At 40.3% G+C, this 21,860-nt stretch carries 20 protein-coding genes; 6 read left to right on the top strand and 14 right to left on the bottom strand.

Features of this window, described 5'->3' with window-relative positions; all coding sequences use genetic code 11:
* Positions 1-97 precede the first annotated feature (97 nt).
* A complete protein-coding gene (locus IEE83_RS01180; protein ID WP_194118818.1) occupies positions 98-292 on the top strand; it encodes a DUF2283 domain-containing protein in 195 nt (64 codons plus the stop codon).
* A gap of 138 nt (positions 293-430) precedes the next feature.
* Complete coding sequence (locus IEE83_RS01175; RefSeq protein ID WP_194118817.1) at positions 431-1,243, top strand: HAD family hydrolase; 813 nt, start codon at positions 431-433, stop codon at positions 1,241-1,243.
* Between the two features lie 94 nt (positions 1,244-1,337).
* Here the strand turns inward: IEE83_RS01175 and IEE83_RS01170 are convergent, their stop codons facing one another.
* The 3 genes from IEE83_RS01170 to IEE83_RS01160 form a co-directional block, all read right to left on the bottom strand.
* Positions 1,338-2,078, bottom strand: a complete 741-nt coding sequence (locus IEE83_RS01170) for an SDR family oxidoreductase (RefSeq protein ID WP_194118816.1) — start codon at positions 2,076-2,078, stop codon at positions 1,338-1,340.
* Positions 2,079-2,414: 336 nt separating this feature from the next.
* Entirely contained in the window at positions 2,415-3,689 is a 1,275-nt protein-coding gene (locus tag IEE83_RS01165) for a PQQ-dependent sugar dehydrogenase (RefSeq protein ID WP_194118815.1), read from the bottom strand.
* A 105-nt stretch (positions 3,690-3,794) separates the two neighbouring features.
* Positions 3,795-5,378 carry a serine hydrolase domain-containing protein gene (locus IEE83_RS01160; RefSeq protein ID WP_194118814.1) on the bottom strand — a complete coding sequence of 528 codons (1,584 nt, stop codon included), beginning with the start codon at positions 5,376-5,378 and terminating at the stop codon, positions 3,795-3,797.
* A 155-nt stretch (positions 5,379-5,533) separates the two neighbouring features.
* On the opposite strand from IEE83_RS01160, the gene IEE83_RS01155 reads away from it, so the two are divergent.
* Complete coding sequence (locus IEE83_RS01155) at positions 5,534-6,676, top strand: DEAD/DEAH box helicase (RefSeq protein ID WP_194118813.1); 1,143 nt, start codon at positions 5,534-5,536, stop codon at positions 6,674-6,676.
* A 189-nt stretch (positions 6,677-6,865) separates the two neighbouring features.
* A complete protein-coding gene (locus IEE83_RS01150; RefSeq protein WP_194118812.1) occupies positions 6,866-8,011 on the top strand; it encodes a glycoside hydrolase family 88/105 protein in 1,146 nt (381 codons plus the stop codon).
* Here IEE83_RS01150 and IEE83_RS01145 read toward each other — a convergent pair.
* From IEE83_RS01145 to IEE83_RS01125, 5 genes are all read right to left on the bottom strand, one after another.
* Positions 8,008-9,099, bottom strand: coding sequence for a GntR family transcriptional regulator (locus IEE83_RS01145; RefSeq protein WP_228101621.1), 1,092 nt, complete (start codon positions 9,097-9,099; stop codon positions 8,008-8,010). The genes IEE83_RS01150 and IEE83_RS01145 overlap by 4 nt on opposite strands.
* Before the next feature lie 255 nt (positions 9,100-9,354).
* Complete coding sequence (locus tag IEE83_RS01140; RefSeq protein ID WP_194118811.1) at positions 9,355-10,119, bottom strand: hypothetical protein; 765 nt, start codon at positions 10,117-10,119, stop codon at positions 9,355-9,357.
* Positions 10,120-10,212: 93 nt separating this feature from the next.
* A complete protein-coding gene (locus tag IEE83_RS01135) occupies positions 10,213-11,307 on the bottom strand; it encodes a sialidase family protein (RefSeq protein ID WP_194118810.1) in 1,095 nt (364 codons plus the stop codon).
* A gap of 72 nt (positions 11,308-11,379) precedes the next feature.
* On the bottom strand, positions 11,380-12,387 hold the full coding sequence (locus IEE83_RS01130) for an NAD(P)H-dependent glycerol-3-phosphate dehydrogenase (protein WP_194118809.1): 1,008 nt from the start codon (positions 12,385-12,387) through the stop codon (positions 11,380-11,382).
* A gap of 127 nt (positions 12,388-12,514) precedes the next feature.
* On the bottom strand, positions 12,515-13,702 hold the full coding sequence (locus IEE83_RS01125) for a PQQ-dependent sugar dehydrogenase (RefSeq protein ID WP_194118808.1): 1,188 nt from the start codon (positions 13,700-13,702) through the stop codon (positions 12,515-12,517).
* Between the two features lie 82 nt (positions 13,703-13,784).
* Here IEE83_RS01125 and IEE83_RS01120 point away from each other — a divergent pair, with 82 nt between their 5' ends.
* On the top strand, positions 13,785-14,225 hold the full coding sequence (locus tag IEE83_RS01120; RefSeq protein ID WP_194118807.1) for a hypothetical protein: 441 nt from the start codon (positions 13,785-13,787) through the stop codon (positions 14,223-14,225).
* 69 nt (positions 14,226-14,294) lie between these two features.
* Positions 14,295-14,651 carry a nuclear transport factor 2 family protein gene (locus IEE83_RS01115; protein ID WP_194118806.1) on the top strand — a complete coding sequence of 119 codons (357 nt, stop codon included), beginning with the start codon at positions 14,295-14,297 and terminating at the stop codon, positions 14,649-14,651.
* A gap of 163 nt (positions 14,652-14,814) precedes the next feature.
* Here the strand turns inward: IEE83_RS01115 and IEE83_RS01110 are convergent, their stop codons facing one another.
* From IEE83_RS01110 to IEE83_RS01085, 6 genes are all read right to left on the bottom strand, one after another.
* Complete coding sequence (locus tag IEE83_RS01110) at positions 14,815-16,179, bottom strand: alkaline phosphatase family protein (protein ID WP_194118805.1); 1,365 nt, start codon at positions 16,177-16,179, stop codon at positions 14,815-14,817.
* 255 nt (positions 16,180-16,434) lie between these two features.
* On the bottom strand, positions 16,435-17,634 hold the full coding sequence (gene eboE, locus IEE83_RS01105) for a metabolite traffic protein EboE (RefSeq protein ID WP_194118804.1): 1,200 nt from the start codon (positions 17,632-17,634) through the stop codon (positions 16,435-16,437).
* A 48-nt stretch (positions 17,635-17,682) separates the two neighbouring features.
* The gene (locus tag IEE83_RS01100) at positions 17,683-18,858 is read right to left on the bottom strand and encodes a 3-dehydroquinate synthase (RefSeq protein ID WP_194118803.1); all 1,176 of its coding nucleotides are present in this window, start codon (positions 18,856-18,858) and stop codon (positions 17,683-17,685) included.
* 72 nt (positions 18,859-18,930) lie between these two features.
* Positions 18,931-19,800 carry a UbiA-like protein EboC gene (eboC, locus tag IEE83_RS01095; protein WP_194118802.1) on the bottom strand — a complete coding sequence of 290 codons (870 nt, stop codon included), beginning with the start codon at positions 19,798-19,800 and terminating at the stop codon, positions 18,931-18,933.
* A 2-nt stretch (positions 19,801-19,802) separates the two neighbouring features.
* The gene (locus IEE83_RS01090; RefSeq protein WP_194118801.1) at positions 19,803-20,834 is read right to left on the bottom strand and encodes a TatD family hydrolase; all 1,032 of its coding nucleotides are present in this window, start codon (positions 20,832-20,834) and stop codon (positions 19,803-19,805) included.
* Complete coding sequence (locus tag IEE83_RS01085) at positions 20,812-21,696, bottom strand: EboA domain-containing protein (RefSeq protein WP_194118800.1); 885 nt, start codon at positions 21,694-21,696, stop codon at positions 20,812-20,814. The genes IEE83_RS01090 and IEE83_RS01085 overlap by 23 nt, the downstream gene beginning before the upstream one ends.
* Positions 21,697-21,860: the final 164 nt, after the last annotated feature.

Genomic DNA, 21,860 nt, shown 5'->3' with positions numbered 1-21,860 from the left:
TGTTCATAGTCTGTCTTTCCTTAATTTCAGTCCTTCGCGTTAACCATTAACACCACAGTATGAAAATGCAATAGCTTTACATTTATTTAAGATACAAATGAAAATCAAATACGATAAAGAAACCGATATTTTATACATCAAGCTAAGTGACTTGGCAATAGCAGAATCAGACGTTGATAAAAAAGGAGTGATTCTGGATTATACTGCGGATGGACAATTGGCCGGCATAGAAATATTAGAAGCATCCAAATCTACCATTCAGCCTTCAAAAATAGAATACGAATCTGTTTAGATTCAATACTGCTTTGTAATATTCTCTTCGCAAAGCAGGATAATCAAATTTCAGACACAAATACTTAACCTACATTGGGAATTATTTATTCCTGTGACCGTTCTTTGTATAAACTATTGATTCAGTAAAAACATCAAAATGTCAGATATTAAGCTGGTTGCAACCGATATGGATGGTACGCTTCTCAATTCGAAGCATGAATTAAGTGATTCTTTTTTGCCTGTTTTCAGAAAATTAAAAGATAAGGGAATCATTTTTGTCGCAGCGAGCGGTAGACAATATTACAATCTTTTGAAAACGCTGGATGAAGTAAAAGACGAGGTCATTTTTGCAGCTGAAAATGGAAGTTATGTCGTTTATCAAAATGAAGAAATCCATGTTCAGGATATGGATCATCAGATTGTAAAAGATCTGATCATTAAATCCAGAAATATAGGTGGTGCTTATGCGGTGATTTGCGGGAAGAAAAAAGCGTATGTGGAAAGCAACGAACCTGAATTTATCGATCACCTGAAATTATATTTTGAACGCTATGAAGTCGTTGAGGATTTGTTAAAAGTGGAAGACGACCAGTTTTTGAAATTTACATTATGTGATCTGGCAGGTTCGGAAGGTAATAGTTATCCGCATTACAAATATTTGCAGGATACGTTGCAGGTGAAAGTTTCTGGTCCGATTTGGCTGGACATTTCTCATAAACAAGCCAATAAGGGAAAAGCAATGGAAGTTTTGCAGGCGAAATTTGGTGTAACTTTTGAAGAAACCATGGTTTTCGGTGATTATTTCAACGACCTTGAAATGCTTCAAAAAGGCTATTATTCTTACGCAATGGCCAATGCCCATCCTGATATCAAAAACGTTGCCAGATTTATTGCTAAAAGCAACGATGAAAATGGCGTGGTGGAAGTGCTTTCAACTTTGGTTGATCATACCATTACGACAGAAGAGTAATCCAATTTTATAAGAAAATCCGTCAGATTTAGCCAGTTTTTGATTTTTATCAACGGCTGAATCTGACGGATTTTTATTTGTTAAAACTTATAGATCAATTAGGATTCATCGCTGCCAAAGCATCTGCCGGTGATGCGTGAAATAACTTAAAGATGTCTGCAGTCCTTCCTACATGAATTTCGTAAGTATCAGATTCCAGCGCATTGATCAAATCTTCTGCTACAATCACTGGCGATATACCATTAGCTCCACCAATTTCCTGAGAAAAATCGGTATTAACCAATGGAGGCATCAGTTCAAAAACTTTGATACTTGTCGATTTGGCCAAGGCAATCCGCAGCGACAGGCTGTATGAATGTAAAGCGGCTTTTGTAGCTCCGTAAGTTGCCATCACATGATTTGGCACAAAAGCTACAATGCTGGAAACATTCACGATTGCAGATTCTTTCTGAGCACCTAGCAGCGATAATAATTTTTCATTGATCCGAAGAACAGAAAGGTAGTTGGTCAGCATTTCTTCTCCGGCTTTTTGGAAAATATTTGCATTTTCACTCAGTTTGGAAATGTGAGCTTTCCCGGCATTATTAATCACGATATTAAGTGTTGGAAATTCACTCGTTAACTTCTCAACAAGCTGATCTACATCCTCCTCTTTCGTAACATCATAGGCATATCCTGTTACACCCGGCAGTTTTGACAAAGCATTGTCAAGTCTTTGCTGATCCCTTCCTGTAATGATTACTTTGTTTCCTTTTTCTGAAAATAATTTAGCAATTTCAAAACCAATTCCAGCACTTCCGCCGGTAATTAAAACCGTATTATTTGTCGTTTTCATTTTATCAATTTTTAATATATACTGATCGGTATATGTAAATTCAAAAAAATAATGCTACTCCTGAATTGATTTAATAATTGATCCAAGAATAACGATACAAAAATATACCGATTGGTATTATAATACAAATTTTCGAGCATTTTTTTTCTATTTATTATTGATGTCAATTTCCGGTTACCGGTTTGTTTTCCAGAGAATAAATTCCCTGGCTACAATGTCGGTCCGGGGCGCGTAGCCGTGCCTACGGCATTTTACCAAGTTATCCTAATTTACCCATAAAAAAGGCCTGATTCATTAGAACCAGGCCCATCTATTTTATTCTTCAAAGCTAATTTCTTATTTGGCACTTACCCGCCAGATTGTATTTCCGGCATCGTCATTTACTAATAAAGAACCATCTTCTAAAACAGCAATTCCAACAGGACGACCATAAACTTTATCTTCATTTTCAATAAAACCTGTTAAAAAATCTTCCGGTTTTCCAGATGGTTTTCCATTTTTAAATGGAACAAAAACAACTTTATATCCGGAGATTTTCGATCTGTTCCATGAACCATGCTGACCAACAAATGCACCGTTTTGATATTTTGCAGGAAATTTTGTTTTGTTATAAAACGCAAGTCCAAGAGACGCTGTATGCGCTCCAAGTGGTACATCCGGAACGATTGCTTTTGCTACCAGATCTTTTCCCTCACCTTTCATTCTCGGATCAGGATGATTACCAAAATAAGAATATGGCCAGCCATAAAAACCACCTTCTTTTACACTGGTCAGATAATCGGGAACCAGTTCGTCACCCAATTCATCGCGCTCGTTCACTGCTGTCCAGAGTGTATTGGTACCTGGTGCCCAAGCCATACCTACCGGATTTCTTAAACCGCTTGCAAAGATTTTCTCTCCCGTTCCATCAGGATTGATCTGCAAAATATTGGCTCTGCGTTTTTCATTATCCATTCCATGTTCGGCCACATTACTGCCTGAACCTACTGAAACATATATTTTGGATCCGTCTGCATTTGGCAGCAAATTCCTTGTCCAGTGGTTGTTGTAACCACCAGCAGGCAATTCCAGGATTTTTTCACCTTTACCTGTAATTTTGGTATCTCCCGTTTTATATGGATATCTTGTAATGCCGTCAGTATTTCCAACGTAGAAATAATTTTTAAGGATCAACATACCGAGCGGTTGTTTCAACTTTTCCATAAAAATCTCACGCATTTCCGGAACACCGTCTTTGTTTACATCACGAAGAATTGTAATTCTGTCCGCACTTTTCTTGGTTCCGGATTCCGCTACAAAAACATCTCCATTTGGCGCAACGTACGACCAGCGTGGATTATCCAGTTTGTCGGCGTACTTTGTTACCACAAAACCTTCCGGCGCTTTTGGCATTTGTCCGTCTTTCCAGCCTTCCACATCTGGTCTTTTTTCAGTAGATTTTGTGGCAAAAGGTGCAGGTAATTCAACCTCTTCAACAGCAGTTCCAACTTCGGTTTTAACGGTATCAGCGCCTGATTCAGCTACCTGTTTTTCTTCTTTTTTACTACTGTTACAGCTAAATAATGTAAATCCAGCCAGTGTACAGAGTGTTATAAAGTGAATCTTTTTCATAAGTTGATGATATGTCCTGAAAAATAAAAGCATCAGTCATAACTGACCGATGCTCCAATGCTTTAAATAATAATGCCAGAAAAATTTTTTATTATAATCAGCTCATTAATTTCCTTTTAAAACCGGACGCTGATCTTTCGTTTTTGTCAGAATTGCCAGACTTCTTTGGAATTCTGTCTCAATTCCTCCTTCATCAAATCGGCATTTTACTACTTCATAATGTGCTGATTCAATAAAACGCCAGGTCATTTCGAAAGTTTTATCATCTGTCCATGCTCCGCTTGCGGCAATTTTCGTTTTGGTTTCTCCTGGGATTACCGTTGCGGTAAGTTTTAGAGGAAGAATATTTATATCGGTAGTACCTAATTTCCACTTATTAATCCCACAGCTCACAACATGTTCGCCTTGTGCATCTTTCATTTTAAAATCGCAGCCATCTTCCTTGAAAGTCAGAGAAACAGCACTGACGGCAAGAGAATTTTCCCCGATATTAAAACTTTTACCACTTATCGAACTCGCTAGTTGAGATGATGCTTTTCCTTTATCCAGCGGTACTGCCAATGTTGATAATTTTTGTTTCAAGGCGCCGGCTGCCTGTTTATTGGCAGTCAACGCAGCACTTTTTACACCCGGCAAAATATGATTCCAAACCTGATCCAAAATTCCCTGCATATCTCCCGTCTCGCTGGTAATAGCCACTACAAGATCTTCTTTGGGTAAAACAATACAATACTGACCAAAGGCTCCGTCTCCGCGATATCCGTCATGCCTGCAACGCCAGAATTGATATCCATATCCTTGCAACCAGTCGTTTTCTTCTTTTGGACGAGATCCGCCTTTTGACTGAACTTCAAAACTGGTAGCATCTTTTATCCAATCTTCCGAAATTATTTTCTTTCCATTCCAAATACCTTTTTGTAGATACAACTGCCCGAATTTGGCAATATCTTCTGTTTTCAAGCGCAAACCCCAGCCACCGGTATTGATACCGTTCGGATCCACTTCCCAATCCGCGCCTTCTATATTTAATGGTTTAAACAATCTCGGTGTTAAATAAGCCAAAACCGTTTGTCCGGTAAGTTTTTGAACAATGGCGGAAAGCATATAGGTTGCGCCGCTGTTGTATACAAAAAATGACCCCGGCTCATGATCAACGGGAAGGGCAAGAAAACTTTTCACCCAATTCGTCTCTGGTGCATTTCTCAAAGACGGCGTACTATCCGTATCGTGACCGGTTGACATGGTCAATAAATCTTTCACGCGCATCGCAGCAAGATTTGGACTTATCGTAGCCGGAACATCTTTTGGAAAGAAAGAAACTACCTTATCCTCTACTTTTAATTTTCCTTCTGCAACCGCCAAACCTACGGCCGTCGAAGTAAAACTTTTACTAAGCGAATAAAGCGTATGTTTAAGATCTGGTGCATATGGCCCCCACCAACCCTCAGCTACCACATTTCCATGGCGGACAACAATGATACTGTGCAGATTCAGATTGTCTTTTTCAACTGCATTAACAAAATCAAGAATTCCTGACGAGGCGACGCCCTGTGCTTCCGGCAAGCTCCTTGGCAATTGTAAACCCGGAACTTTGGCTGCCCAGGACGACATCGGAAGCTGACTAATCAGACCTACCGAAAGGGCACCGAAACCTAATTTTTCTAAAAATTCTCTGCGATTTAATTCCATGATTTTAGGAAAGTAAAGTCTGATTGATATTGGTTTTCAACGTTTTAATCTCTAGTCGACCGGACGATTTTCTCAGTTTCGAAAGATGATAGCCTGCTTATTGGTATATTTGCACCGGCCCGAGGGCCTTTTATCTTAACAGTCCAGAAAATCATATGTCTTTCCAAACGCTCGGCTTATCCGAACCTTTATTAAAAACCATAGCAGAACAAAATTATACTCAACCGTATCCGATTCAGCAGGAAGCAATTCCGGCTATTTTAGGGGGGAAAGATATTTTGGGAATTGCTAAGACAGGTTCCGGAAAAACCGCAAGTTTTGTTTTGCCGATTCTGGAAATGTTTCAGAAAAAAAGTGCTCCGAAAAACCGCTTTATTACGGCCCTAGTTTTAGTACCAACCAGAGAATTAGCAGTACAAATTGGCGTTGTTTTTCAAACTTTTGGAGAAAGAATGCCAAGAAAAGTGAAGTCGCTGGCTGTTTATGGCGGGGTATCTATTAATCCACAAATGATGGCTTTGCAAGGCGTTGAAATTCTGATCGCGACGCCGGGAAGATTACTGGATTTATTATCTTCAAAAGCATTAAATATTACCGAAACGGAAATTCTGGTACTCGATGAAGCTGATAAAATGCTGAATCTGGGTTTTGCGGATGAAATGAAAGATATCTTTTTTCTTCTTCCTAAAAAGCGCCAGAGTATTTTATTTTCCGCAACTTTGGGTGATGAAGTTGAAAAAATTCACAAAAGCATTCTAAGAAATCCGGTTACGATTGAAATTGAGGAAGAAGAGCAAAATCTGGACCTGATTAAACAGACCGGTTATTTTGTTGATCCGGAAAGAAAAGGTCCGCTGCTTCGCTATCTGATCAAAACCGGGGAAATGAAACAGGTTCTTGTTTTTGTGTCTTCAACAAGAACGGCGGATAATCTGGTTGACAAACTATCCAAAAACGGAATTCAGGCTGCGGCTATGCACAGTAAGAAAAGCCAGGGAGCCAGAACGGAGGTTTTGAATAAATTCAAATCAGGAAAGCTGACGGTTATGGTTGCGACAGATCTGGTTTCCAGAGGAATTGATATTCAGTTTTTACCATATGTGATCAACTTTGAATTGCCTCGTTCACCAAAAGATTATATTCACCGTATAGGCCGCACAGGTCGGGCCGAAGCAACGGGAGAAGCCATTTCTCTGATCATTCCGGAAGATGCGCATCACTGGAAAATCATCCAGAAGAAGATGGGGAAACGGGTTGAGATGAAGGAAAGTTTTGATCTGGAATTGATGGGATACTGATTTGGCTGTCAGCGGTCGGCTATCGGCTGTCCGATTGAGCCTAAGAGATATTTGTCTCCTCACTTCGATTGCCGAAAGCTGAAAGCCGACTGCCAATGCAGGAGAGCGCAGGAATGTCAGCTTTTACACCTACACTAACTTTGCGTCTTGATAATATCTTTGTCCATCAATTTTAATAGTTATTCGATTATGGAAAGACGTAAAGCGCTTGGAATATTACTGGCTGGAAGTGCGCTGACAAATGTGTGGGCACGGGAAACTGGTTCTTCCAAAATTGATAAAAAGCAGCTATTAAAATCTCTCCGTCTTGCGAATAATTACTTCGTAAATAAATGGCCGGATACCGGAAAATCCATCATTACCAATCGTGAAAGGCCAAGTAATATCTGGACGCGCGCAGTGTATTATGAGGGATTAATGGCGCTTTACCAAATTGATCCACAAAAAAGTTATTACGATTACGCAGTTTCCTGGGGTGAAAATCACAAATGGGGATTGAGAAACGGCATCCAAACCAGAAATGGGGACGATCAATGCTGCGGTCAAACTTATATCGATCTTTATCTAATTGACAAAAAAGAAGAGCGGATTAAAGATATCAAGGCATCCATTGATCTTATGGTAGCGTCAGAAAAAGTCAGCGACTGGACCTGGATTGATGCCTTGCAAATGGCTATGCCGGTTTATGCCAAACTGGGTACCATCTACAAAGACGACCGCTATTTTGAAAAAATGTATGCGCTTTATATCCATACAAAAACAAAGGAAGGTGGCAACGGTTTATACAATCCGGAAGAAAAATTGTGGTGGCGTGATAAGGATTTTTTGCCTCCCTATAAAACGCCCGCAGGTAAAAATTGCTACTGGTCTCGTGGAAATGGGTGGATTGTCGCTGCACTGGTACGCGTGCTGGAAATTATGCCAAAAGATGCTCCGCACAGGGCAGAATATCAAACGATGCTGCTGGATATGTTGGCGGCATTATTGCCATTACAACGAACTGATGGCTATTGGAATGTCAGTTTAACCGACCAGACTGACTTTGGAGGCAAGGAAGTAAGCGGAACTTCTTTGTTTATTTACGGAATGGCCTGGGCAATTAACAACGGTTTGGTAAAAGCAAAAACCTACAATGCAGCCATTGTGAAAGCATGGAATGCCATGCAAACCGAATGCCTTCATCCTGACGGATTTCTTGGATTTGTGCAAGGAACAGGTAAAGAACCAAAAGACGGACAACCGGTAACCTACGATAGCAAACCTGATTTTGAAGATTACGGCTTGGGTTGCTTTTTATTAGCCGGGACTGAAATTTATAAAATGAAATTAATTTAAAAAGAACCGCGGCGTATCATATAAAACGGATTTTTGACTTTCACTTTTTCCTTATTCAAAATCGCCTCCGCAGCTGTGCGGCCCATGGTTTCAAAATCAGTTGTGATCACCGTAATTCCCAGCAATTCTTTGAGCGTTGTCTCATTGAAAGAAATAATACCAATTTCTTTTCCCAAAGTAAGAGAAGCAATTCTCGCTTTTTTTACCAATTCAGCAAGATCATTTTCTTCCAGCACAACATAACCCGTACCCTGTGCCAGCGCTTCATTTCTTGTACTTTCAATTACATCAAATGCTTTGTGATAATTGATACAATAATTCTTGAAACCTTTGACGATTTCCCGTGGATAATTTTCATCAGGAGGAAAAACGAGAACCAGCTTTTCATACTTCACCATCAATTCATTAGCATCTTCAAGTGCTGAGAAAATGTCTTTATCGAAGCTTTGGTAAATACTGGAAACGGGTTGCATTAATTCGGGAACATCCTTGTCTAGCAAGGTTAATTGAGAGGAGGGAATATTTCTTAAAGTGGTCAGATAATCCTCTTCTTCCAAAAGATTAAAATGAGGCATCACTACGTAATGATTATACTTTCCTAGATTTTTTTCAATGATCTCTTTAAACCGTTTTACACTGTAATGATGAATTTCCAGATCAACATCAGCATAGTCACCCAAGGCATTTACGAGGGAATAGTAGATTATTTTTTTGTAAGAACTTAGTTTATTGAAAATCAGCAAAACTTTCGCTTTTTTATCATTTGCAGATTGAACATAATAGCCTTTACCCTGCACAGACGTTATGTAACCCTGATTTCGCAAGGCTCTGTATGCCTTTTCCACAGTGTCACGGGCAAGCAAATAATCCACACTCAATTCACTGATGGAAGGCAGCTGTGTTCCTTTTTGTAAAACACCTCTTTCAATATCCGTCTGGATAGAATGGATAATTTGTTTATACTTTGGAGTCTTGTTTTCCGGATCAAACTGCATAGGAAATAACTCCTTTTCATCAGGGAAATGAAGATTTTTAAATACAAACTTATTGTCACCAAGACTGGTCCGTGCAGCAGAATATCCTGTCATCACTCGTATCGGATTATTGAATTTTTCTAATATAATATTCCATAGGCGTTTCTTGTAAACAGTGAAACGCTATGTATATTAGTCAATTAATAATTCGTAAAATTCAATTTACACGACTTTTTTAATGCAATCGTTATCGGGAACGTTGCCAATTATTTTCCAGTCAGGATCTGTTTGTACTATGAAAAAAATAAAAAACAAGAATTATTACCAGAAGAAATTCTCCGGCTTTGGTAAATTATAAAAATCAGCAGATTACTTTTTACGGGAAGTATTCATTGTCAGGCGTACTCCCAGACTAATACTTACATATTCTCTATCTATACCACTGGCATTAAACATGGCAACCGAAGGCGTATAACTGACATAACCCTTTACATTTTTCCCTCCGCCACTAAACCTGAAAGTGGGTTCCCAATAGGCTGAAAACTGATCAAGATTATTCATAAGATTTCCTGAACGGTACCATCCATCATCAACATTATCAATTAGGTTTGAGTAACCAAGGGAATGACTTACTCCTGAAAATCGCGAACCGATACTGAATTCAATGTTTGTATTCGGGTGGGTAAAACTTAGCGATGGTTGAATGAAATATTTTTCAAGATTAACCCGGGCAGTCTGATCGACTGTGTAAAAGATTTTGTAATCACCTTTTCCTGCTCCGGCATAAACTTCAAAAACCCAGTTATTGCTCTCTTCGAGTTTGGTGAAATAGCCAAGTGCCGCTTCCAGATATTTGCTTCTTGATTCTCTTCTGCTGATAAACGAATTTTCTGCTGAACTTATACTGCTTGTTAATGCCCCATTAACCATAACGCCAACGTGGTTCAAAGGCGCATAAGCCAGTTGCATATCCGCACCGCGCATAACCAGACCTCCACCTAAACCTGCATCAAGACGTATATCGTTTCTTTTCCTGATATTAGGGACGTTGCCTTTATTTGGCGAGTAATAATAAGGAGAACAACTGCACAACATTACAGTTGCACAGCCAATTAGGGTGGTAATTATTTTCATGGCTATTGTTTATATCAGATCAGAGGTAGTATTCTCATCAATCTAATATAAACAATATGTCACCATAAAATACAATTAATGATCGAATTTATTTTATTTCTTGACGGTCGCCAGTTTTTTGATATCGTTTTTTGTTCCCAGCCAAACAGCAATTTTTTGTCTGTTCCAGGTATAACTTACTGCCACGGAATCTCCCCAGCTGATGATGGCAGGATAAGAAAATTCATCTGTTTTTTTTCCGGTTTCAATATCAATTTTTTCCGGCCAGGTTTTTCCATTATCAAATGACAGACCAAGTGAAAGCGGAGAACGTGAGCCCCAGTCCTTTGCATCCGGATTGTAAGCCAGAACCAGCGTCCCGTCTTTTATTTTTGTCACATCGATACCACTATTTGGATTAGGAAGTTTAGAGCTGACAATCGTAGACCAGGTTTTTCCATAATCTTCCGAATCGCTGCGGCCGATTATCCCACCGGTTGTACGGACTAACATGTGGACTTTCCCCGGTTTTGTTTCCCAAAGTGTCGGCTGAATCGCGCCTTTTCCTTTGATCTCGGTTGTATCAAGTTTAAGATGCGGAGAAGCGATCCAGGTTTTCCCTTTGTCCTCGCTTCTGTCAACAAAAACTTCCCAGCGTTTAAACTCATTGGAGGCTCCAGCAAGCCAGGTTCCGTTTGAAAGTTCGATCAATTTATCTTTAACAGGTCCTCTGCCGCCTTTGTCGCCCGGAACAAGTTCATAAGCCTCAGACCAGGTTTTTCCACCGTCAGTAGATTTTTTAACCCAAGTTTCCCAGTAAGGAATCGTCTTTCCAACTTTGAAATACAAATAAACGGTACCATCCGGAGCATTTTGCAAAACAGGATTCCAGTGCGCATCTTCTCTTATTTTTGCTACTTCAACTGGCGCACTCCAATGGCCAGGACGACCTTTTGAAAGCCATATTCCTACATCAGGATTTTTCTCTTCTGTACCGCCAAACCATGCTACCAGAAATTGCCCGTCTTTCAAACGAATCAACGTGGAAGCGTGGCATTGAGGAAAAGGACGGTTATCTCCGAAAACAAAATCTTTAACCGGTCCTGCCTTTTTATCCGATTTATCCGATTCTTTTTCTTTCTGATTGCAGGCAATAAATATGGAAAGCGTAAGAAATGACGCAGCAAATAAGTTTTTATACAAAGTCATGACGTAGAAATAAAGTACGAAATCAGGTGAGTTATCTCTTTGAAAGTACCCGGTTTGAAATAAAATGGACTACTACCTTAATGTCTTTTTCAATTCTTCAATCACCAGAGAAGGCGATTCTTCATCGTAAAGTATACGGTAAACTGCTGTGGTGATGGGTAATTCAACGTGCAGCGTTTTATTCAATTCGAAGATACTTTTCGTTGCATAATAGCCTTCTGCGATCATTTTCATTTCAAGCTGAGCGGCTTTTACGCTATATCCCCGACCAACCATATTACCAAATAACCGGTTTCGGCTGAATTGAGAATATGCTGTCACCAATAAATCTCCCAGATAAGCGGAAGTGCTTAACTGACGTTCACGGGGATCCAGAGCCGTTACAAATTGACGGATTTCCTGCATGGCATTGGATACCATAACAGCCTGAAAATTGTCCCCATTTCCCAAACCATGGGTGATTCCGCAGGCCAGTGCAATAATATTTTTCATGACGGCCGCATATTCCACGCCGTATAAATCAGCCAGTGGATGTGCCGTAACAAACCGGCAAGTCATTAATTTGGAAAAATCTTCGGCACAAACGGCGTCGGTAGAAGCAATAGTAAGGTAAGATTGTTTTTCAAGCGCAACTTCCTCTGCATGACACGGACCGGCGATCACGGCCATATCTTTTAGCGGCACACCAAATTTTTCAGAAACCCAGTCTGTCACCAGAATATTTTCTTCCGGAATCATTCCTTTAATGGCAGAAACGATCCGTTTGCCGTTCAGATGTGATTCGTTGAGATCTTGTAATGATTCCTGAACAAAGGCGGCCGGAACCGCAAGAATTACAAAATCAGCACCTTTGACAGCATCACGGGTTTTCTCGTAGACTTTTACTTTTTTAGGGGACAAATAAACATCACTCAAATAACTCGGATTGTGATGAAATTTGCGAATATGTTCAATATCCTTTTGGTTTCTAAGCCACCAGCGAATTTGAATATTAGGCTGTTCGCATAAGATTTTGATAAGCGCCGTAGCCCAACTTCCTCCCCCTATTATTGTTATTTTGGTATTATTTAAAAAACTCATGTTTCCGTCGAATACTATTGATTCCTTTTCTGAATGAAAAAGAATTAAACCAGAACCTTACTCTTGACAGTTTGTTAAAAGTAAACATCAGCCAAAAGTAAGGCTTTCTTCCAATTCGAAAACAATCTTACTGCACACCAAGCTTCATAATCTTTCCGCTGGCGTAATTGGCAAAGTAGACTTCGCCCCTGGTATCCTGTCCGAAAGTGGAAATTGTACCGCTTATTTTCATTAAAAGTGAATTGGTTTTCGCCGTATTTCCATCCAGCTCCAAGGCCCAGATACGGCCGCTGGCATAATCTCCATAAATATATTTTCCTGCCAGACTGGCGATTGTTGAACCTCTGTAAACATAACCGCCGGTAATCGAGATATCGCCATCTGCTCTGCCATAATCCAGTACCGGCTCGGTCAAACCGGTTGCATCGCAATTGGAGGACGGGCTATAACAATCTTTTCCTTCTTTGATCTTCCAGCCGTAATTTCCGCCTTTCGTGATCAAATTAATTTCTTCTTTGTTGCCTTGACCAACATCTGCGGCAAAAAACCGGTCTGACCCCATATCAAAACTTGTCTTCCATGGATTTCTCAAACCGTAAGCATAAATTTCTTCAAAAAAGCCTTCTGTATTTCCAACAAATGGATTGTCTGCAGGAATTCCGTAATTGCCTTTTGTCGTGGCGTTCACATCAATACGCAATATTTTCCCAAGAAAAGTTTTCTTGTTCTGCGCGTTGTTTAACGGATCACCGGCACTTCCGCCATCTCCGGCAGAAATGTATAAATATCCGTCTTTCCCAAATTGTAAAGAGCCGCCTTTGTGATTTGTGTAAGGCTGATTGTAGGTCAAAAGAATGGTTTCATTGGAAGCGTCTGCGCTATTTCCTGAAGCTGAATTCACCTTATACCTCGCAATCACGGTTTGTAACGGATTGCTTTTAGTGTAATTCACGTAGAAATAACCATTCGTTTTGAAATTCGGATGAAAAGCCAAACCCAAAAGTCCAAGCTCCCCACCAGAATTAACTTTACTTTTGATATCAAGAAAAGTTGTACTTGAAGAGACAGCACTATTATTATCAAAAACTTTGATAACGCCGGCCTGTTCAACGACAAAAATCCTATTTGAAGAATCTGCCGGCGCCTTTATTTCAACCGGCGAGCTAAATGTAAGCGCGGGAAATGCGTCAATGGCCGCAATCGTATTGTCCGGCCCGTTATCAACTTCCGTGACTTCCTTATCCGAAGACGAACATCCGATAACAAATCCGGTGAACGCTAATGCAAATGTTAATGAGATGTGAGTAATTTTCATGACGTTACTTTTTCCTTATTGAACGTCATGAAGGTGGAAATGTTTTGGAAACCATCAATTAGCTTAATCATACTTTATTAAAATGCTAAAACAGCTTGCAATTATCTTCTCTTCGCTTTTACTGATTCTTTTCTTTTGCTTCGAATTTTTCTTTTTCCCTACACCTTTTATTGTCGGGAAATTTGGAGACAAATTTAAGGTGGTCGAGATTTCAAGAGATACTGTGTTTCGATGGGATAGATTCAGCCCTTTCATAAATCGACTAAAATGGAACACTGTGGGTTTCGGCGTGCCCTTTACTATATCCGCAATAGGTGATATAGACGATTCAGCAAAAGTACATTTTCAATATGTTGGCCATCCGGGTAATTCATCTTATTCCTGCATACTGCCAAAGGGTAGAATTGATACAGTCTTCTACGGAGAAATTTATGCGGATGAATGTGAAGTAGTGTATTCGCACGGAAATGTAAAAAACGGAAATCTGAAGGTAAGTTTTGAACTGGGGCGTCATAAGAAATAAGATATCCTTTACTAGCAAAAAACTAACATATAAAGTAAATTACATTCATTCACCTTAAACTACAATACCATGACAACCAAAGAAGTAGCTGACAAACTGGTAGAACTTTGTCGCCAGAACAAAATTGACGAAGTACTTGAAACGCTTTATGCAGACAATGCAAAAAGTATTGAGGCAAGTGACATGATGGGGCCTCGGGAAGTGGAAGGTCTGCAAGCCATTAAAGCAAAATCAGCAGAATTTCAGGCTGATGTCGAAGAATTTCATGGTGCTACTATATCAGATCCAATTATAGCCGCTAACAGTTTTGCACTAATCTGGACATTAGATGCGACTTTTAAAGGGCGTGGAAGAATGACGATGGAAGAGGTTTGTGTTTATCAGGTGAAAGATGGAAAAGTTATATTAGAGCAATTCTTTTATTGAAGTATGCTAACACCGATTTGCAATCGGTGTTGCCTGGTTTAGCGTTTGCAACGCGTGTCTAAGAACGCAAAATTAAGAACTCGCGTTAAAAACGCTAAACCATATCTACCTACGCGGGCCGCCCGAATGCAAATCGGTGCGAGCAAGCTAAGTTTGGCATAAGCTATTGCACCAAATGTTTCCAAATCACATCATAAACATCCACAGCCTCAATTTCTTTTGTCTGCGCCTCATCTGTAACCAGAATTGGGAAATATTCCCGCGGAACATTTACACTTCCATGTGAGCCTTTTACCAGCGTAGCGTCTAGTGGAATAACATCCATTAAATATCTGAAACCTAATAATTTCCTTCCCAATTTATAACCAGCGCGAAGTTTGATAAATGGATTTTTCGGATCCATAAACATTTCAACAGGATCGTAACCTGGCTTTTTAAAGATTTCAACCAGATGTGCAAAATCAGGCGCTTTTGCATCATCGAGCCAGTAATAATAGGTAAACCAGCTGTCCGGTTTCGCAACAGCAACGATATCTCCTGAACGATCATGGTTTAAATGATATTCTTTTTGCTGCTCTTTATCAAGAACCAGATCAATTCCCGGCGTTGCTTTCAAAACCTTTATGACCTGATCTTTTACACTTGGATCGTTCAGGTACACATGAGAAATCTGATGATCCGAAGCTGCGAAGGCTTTTGAAGCACCGGCATCCAGCAGTTCGTACCAACGCTCCGTTCTTACCGAAATCAACCCTTCTTTTCTTAAAATCCGGTTGATATCAATATGATTGCTGACCGGATTAATCCCGTATTCGGACAAAAGAATAATGCTGGCATTTTTCGCTTCGTAAAATGTTACCAGATCTTCCACAATCTTATCGATTTCACCAAGTTCTTTACTGATCTTTGAAAAATCAGGACCGAATTTTTGAAGGCAATAATCCAGGTGCGGAAGGTAAATAAGCGTTAGCGTTGGATTGTATTTATCATCAACATACATGGAAGCATCCGCAATCCATTTTGTTGATTTAATATTGGCATTGGGTCCCCAAAAATTGAAAAGTGGAAATTGGCCAAATTTAGCTTGCAGTTCATCTCTTAATTCCGGTGGGTACGCATAACAATCCGGTGCTTTTACGCCATCTGCGTGATATTGGGGACGTGGTGTTACTGAAAAATCGGCCGTAGAATACATGTTGTACCACCAGAACATTTTCGAGCAGGTAAAAGTCGGATCAGCCTTTTTTGCGGCATCCCAGATTTTCTCAGCCTGGACGAGTTTGTTTGATTGTTTCCAGAATTTTATTTCGGAGTCATCTTTATCATACCAGCCATTTCCGACAATCCCATGATCAACCGGCCATTTTCCGGTAATATAGGTTGATTGAGAAGTAGTGGTAACTGCGGGAAGAACAGGCTTTATTGAAGTAAGATGACGTTTTTCAACATACTTTTTCAAAAACGGAGTATGTTCTCCAATCAGATTAGCACTAAGCGCAACGATATCAATGACAACAGTTTTTTTCATTTTGATCTTAACTTCGAAGTTAATTCAGTAACGAATATATTAGTAATGCAAAGCCCAAAACAGGAGGCTCCGAAGGAGCCAGGAAAATTTTGGGATAGCATTTATTTCTATAAACAGGGAGCTCCAAAGGAGCTAAAATAGCCAAAGAGAAATAATATTTAGAAATATAAACAAGTAGTCGAAAAACAAAAACCCGTTCAATATTGTAAACCTCCCTACTCCATCATTAACAATTAATCGCACCGGCGACCCGGCCTAAACAATTAACAATTTTTTCACCCATTCCATTTCCCGCACAATCGAGTCTCCAATAGGTTTTTGAATATCTTCCGGTAAAACTCCCCAGGTATAAGTTTCCACTTCCAGACAAGGAGCGAAAGGCGTTTTTTTATGAATGGCAAGCGTTTTCACAATTGCATTTTGTGTTGAATCAAGTGCGCCATAAGAATCGATAAACAAAGGAACATGAAAATGTACGCGCCATTCTTTTTGTTCACCTTCTTTATAATCTTCCAACGCTTCCGGAAGATCAGGATAGTATTTTTTACCGTCATTCGTTTGCGCTACGACCTGATGCAAATAAACCGGCTCGTCAAACGCTTTGATGGCTTCGAATTTTGTTTGCGGATCGGTTGAAAAATCAACCTTTAAAGCAGAGCTAACCTGAATCCTTCCCACTTTTATACCTATTTCATCCAGACGATTCAAAATATCTTCCGGCTCTTCAAAAGCAACAGCCGCGTGACAGATATCATAGCAAAGACGGATATAATGCAAAATCGTCTCTTTGCCTTTGTCTTCCGAAAAACCGTATTTTTCTTTTAAATAAGCAATTCCGGTTGGAAGAAGATCATCACGGTACCAGTTTACGAAATCAACTGTATTGTCCAGAATTCCATCTGGTTCCGGTTCAATGTGCAGATGCATTACCTTCCCGGATTCCTTTTCGATTGAAATCAGATGATCTACAACGGTCAGGATATTTTTGGTCGCAATATCAATCGTATTACGCTTTGCCTCTTCCGTTTTCCACCACAAAAGATAAGATAATGGAGGTGTAGAAACGCCGCCTTCTGTATTTTCCGGTAAAATTTGAGAAAGAATTGTGAAAAGGCGTTTGGTATATTCTACGCGATCTGAGGTTGTCCAATCCGGTGTATGCACGTCATCTTTTACACGCGTTGCATGAAAACCGCCGTAGGGAAAACCATTGATAACGGTGATATAAACATTATTTTCGGCAAGCCAGCTTTTGAATTCTGTCAGACGTTCCGGTTTTATCAACTCAATAGAAGCATCATTCGCTAATCTTAATCCCAATGCAAAAGATTCGCCCGGAGAAAGTTGTTGCCTGATGTAAGGAATATTTTCCTGTAAAGCTTTAAAATGGTCATCCCATTTTTCGCCGGGATGAATATTGCTGCAATAAGTTAAATGGCCGAATGGAGTAATCATATAATAGGGTTTAGGAAGTATTGGAAAATTAGAAAATCACGGAGGCTTTTATCCTTCCGTTAATATTTTCTTTTCCGAAATATTTCTTTCCAAAACATCCACAGATTCAGCGATGATATCCGGATCCATTTCATGCACTTCAACTCCTTTTCCTATTTTCTCCAAAAGCATAATGGTAAGACGTCCTCCCAAATGTTCACGGAATTCCTGTAAGCCATTTCTGAGATTAATTTTATCATTTTCAGCAAGTTTGGCATGATAAAGATCAAAACCAAGTTTCACCAAAACGTTATATATTCTGTCCAGATCGGCATCAGAAAGCATACCAATTTTATTTGCATAGATACAATCCAGCGCTATACCGATGGCCACAGCTTCTCCATGACGGACTTCAAAATCTGTAAGATATTCCAGCTTATGCGCAGCCCAATGCCCGAAATCCAACGGACGGGAAGATCCAAATTCAAATGGATCGCCGCTGCCAATATGTTCTGTATGCATTTCTGCACAACGGTGGATCAAATGCGACATAATCGCTTCATCCCGCTGCGCAAGAGCCGTCACATTTTCTTCAATCCAATCAAAGAAAGAGGCATCTTTGATCAGGGCAACTTTTATAGCTTCCGAAATTCCTGAACGCCAGTCCCGGTCATCCAGCGTATTCAGAAAAGTAAGGTCATTAAATACAGCCACAGGCGGTGCAAATGTTCCCAGGAAATTTTTCTTTCCATGAAAATTGATACCGTTTTTAACGCCAACACCTGAGTCATTCTGGGATAAAACAGTTGTTGGAATACGGATCAACTTGATACCTCTGTGCGAAACTGCTGCTGCATAACCAACCAGATCCAGCACCGCTCCTCCACCAATCCCAATCACAAATGAGTGACGGTCAATTCCATATATATCAACGGCTTGCGCCAGTTTTTCAAATAAATCAGGATCGTTTTTCGATGCTTCTCCACCAGGCACAACAATCACATCTTTTGCCAGCTGGATATGTTTTACCTGCGTTGCAAAGTAATTTTTGATGTTATCGACCAATCCCGGATGAAATGAAAGAAATCCTCCGTCTACCACAACCAGTACTTTACGCTGAAATCCCTGTTCTGTGTAAGTGCTGAAAAAATCACTTAACAGGTTATTCGTCTCCTCAAAAAGGTTATTGGTAAAAAAAATAGAATAGTTATACTCTACTTTGAAGCTTTGTTTTATGGTTTGCATCTGTAAAAAACAATAATGAATGACCGAATGCCAGATAGACTTATTTTCCGCCTTTTTCCCTGCATTCTATATTTATGTTACCGCAAAAACGCGGGCTAAAAGTATTGATAATGGCAATAAAGCCAACACTGCTAACCCCACTGGCAATAGACCAAAAGCTACGCACCAGGAAGCATTCATCACAATTAAGGAAATAACACCTGCTTTCACCGCTTTACCAATCAAAGGTCCGACCGGATTTTGAATAGCGTTGTACAAAGGCCGGCCGATTAACCAGGCATGTAACAGAACGAAAGGAAGCGCAAAAAGAATATTTCCTTTCGACTGAGCTATAAACAATTGTGCCGATAAAACGACCAAATATAATAGCACAGCAATGTAAAGTGTCCGCCTTTTCCCGCCATGCACTTCATCCTGACTAATCAGCGTAATGGCTCCGATATAGGCAATTGGTAAAAGTGCCACAAAACCCCATTGTTGAAACGACTCCGGTAAAACGCTCATACCCAGCAATAAATTTCCTCCACGGCACATCCCCATCGTCAAAGGCCCAAAGAAAACATGATGTTTGGCAAAACGGTTGTACAAAACGGTCAATGCTGCAACAACAACTGCGATCATCCCACTTTGAAAACTAAAAATCGCGGCAGCTGCGATACCAATTAACAGCAATGTAATTCCCAAAATAGTTGCCGATTGCAAAGGTACTTTTCCACTTGGAATCGGACGTTCGGGTCTTTCGATTGCATCCAGTTTTGCATCAAAAACATCATTCATCACGACGCCGCCGCCATAAAGCCCAAGTGTAGAAACTACCAGCAAAGCGGGATCGAAACTTGAAAAAGGAAATCCTGCAATTGCCATCCCGGCCAGAATATCCGCTATGGCAGTTACCAGATTGGCTGGTCTTGTTAATTGTAAATAGGGTTTGAGTTCAGCCACGGTTATTGAATTACTAGGGAATCTTTGGAAACATCAGGTTGCTGACCTCCACGCAAAATTGAATTACCGTGAAACTTCTCCGTTTTTTCAACAGAAAGTCCGCCTTCAAAATCAGAAACATCGATCTGGCCGCTTTTTCCAAATGCATCAATCGCATTTTGATAGGTTACCAAACGAATCGCTTCATCAGAAATTCCACGCATTTTCATCAATGCAGCCGTTTTTGGAAGTGCAAGAGGATCAGAAATTCCCCAGTCGGCAGCGGAGTTAACCATGATGCGTTCGGGACCATATTGTTCCACAACCTTTACCATTCTTTCATTACCCATTTTTGTAAAAGGATAAATTGTGAAGGCTGCGTAAAATCCTTGATCCAAAACACTTTTCACCGTTTCTTCATTATTATGATCGATGATGACCCAGGAAGGATCTAGTCCATGTTCCAGCGCAATGGCCATACTGCGTTCTGTCCCCCGTTTTTTGTCGCGATGCGGCGTATGGATTTGCACAGGAAGTTTTGCTTCTTTTGCCAGTTCCAGCTGCAAACGGTAGTATTTTTCCTCGGCCGGCGTCTGGTCATCAAAACCAATTTCACCTATGCCGACAACACCTTCCTTATAAATATATAAAGGCAGGATTTCCATCACCTGTTCTGCAAGCGGCTCATTATTTGCCTCCCGGGAATTCAGCCCCATTGTACAATAATGTTTGATACCAAATTGCGAAGAGCGGAAACGCTCCCACCCTACCAGACTGCTGTAATAATCTTTAAAACTCGAAAGTCCTGTCCGTGGCTGGCCAACCCAGAAAGAAGGCTCTATCAAAGCTACAATTCCTGCCTGGCGCATTGCCTGGTAGTCATCCGTGGTACGGGAAACCATATGGATATGCGGATCAAAAAACCGCATTCCCTGAATCAGTTCGTTATATTCACTCCATGCCATTTCCTTGTGAGCAGGAGAATTTGCCAGCCCATCGCCTTCCTCGAAATGCGATGGGTTGGGCGCGCTACTATCTTTGCAATGTTGGCACATATGTATTTAAGTCTGTAAATTCAAGATTGGACCAGGTCAGTGCGCCTTCATCAATTGATTTTTCAAATTCAGGATAGCTTGACAATAATGCTTTTGCAGGCGCATAATCCGAATCGTAACAAGCCAGCGCGGCGGCCTCCTGATTTTGTGTCTGACGTGATTCAAACAAATGTTTCATGTCAGATAAAAGTTGCTCATTCATGAATTTACTCACCAAACGCCATACATTAGGCGCTACCGAACGACCGGCGGCCCAGCGTTCATGAGCAAAATCGGAAAGAATAAGTGCCAGATTTGCGTTTTCTCTTTCTTCCAGTCCGGTAATAAAATGAACTGGTTTGTCATTGAAAATCGTTTTTAGCACAAGCTGGTTCCAGGCCAGTTCACTGAAATATTTTGCAGGAAAAGGGTTGTGTAAGGCAATCGCATCAAATACAAATCCCATGTTGGAACGAACTGCATCCGTTGCTCTGAAAAGCCATTGTTCAGGATATGCCAAAACTGGTAAAGCTGAATAAAGCGCCACCAGTTCGTTCATTTCGGCTGTATCAAAAAGCGTTTCAATATTTTTAATAAAAGTCTCTTTTTCAGTTTCGTCCAGTTGTGTCAAAAGCCAGACTCTTGACAAACGAACGAGGCTCCATCCATTAACCGAAAACCCGGCAACAGCATCCGTTAAAGCCTTTTCCTCCTCTATTTCAACATTGACTATTTTTTTTGATAAAAACCGTGGCGACGCAACAAAAGCAGTCATTAACTCGATGGGTGAGGCTTTTCCTTTCTCAGTCAACCATTCCGACTCGGTGTCAGAAGTATTCTGGCTGATGATTTCCCAGAGCGTTTTATCTATCAGGTGTGACATAATTTTATTTAAAAGTCAGTTCGGACAAATTACATCTCAAACTGTTTAAGAAATGGGTTATTGGTAGCGGTATTTTTTCAAACACCAATTTTTTTATACTGGTTTAATGATAACGTTTTTATTTATGGATGTGTCCCACTTTTTACGTGAATTGATAATTTCTA

The organism is Dyadobacter subterraneus, assembly GCF_015221875.1.
In the GTDB taxonomy this organism is placed as follows: Bacteria; Bacteroidota; Bacteroidia; order Cytophagales; family Spirosomataceae; genus Dyadobacter; species Dyadobacter subterraneus.
This window is presented reverse-complemented; position numbering and strand designations above follow the sequence as displayed.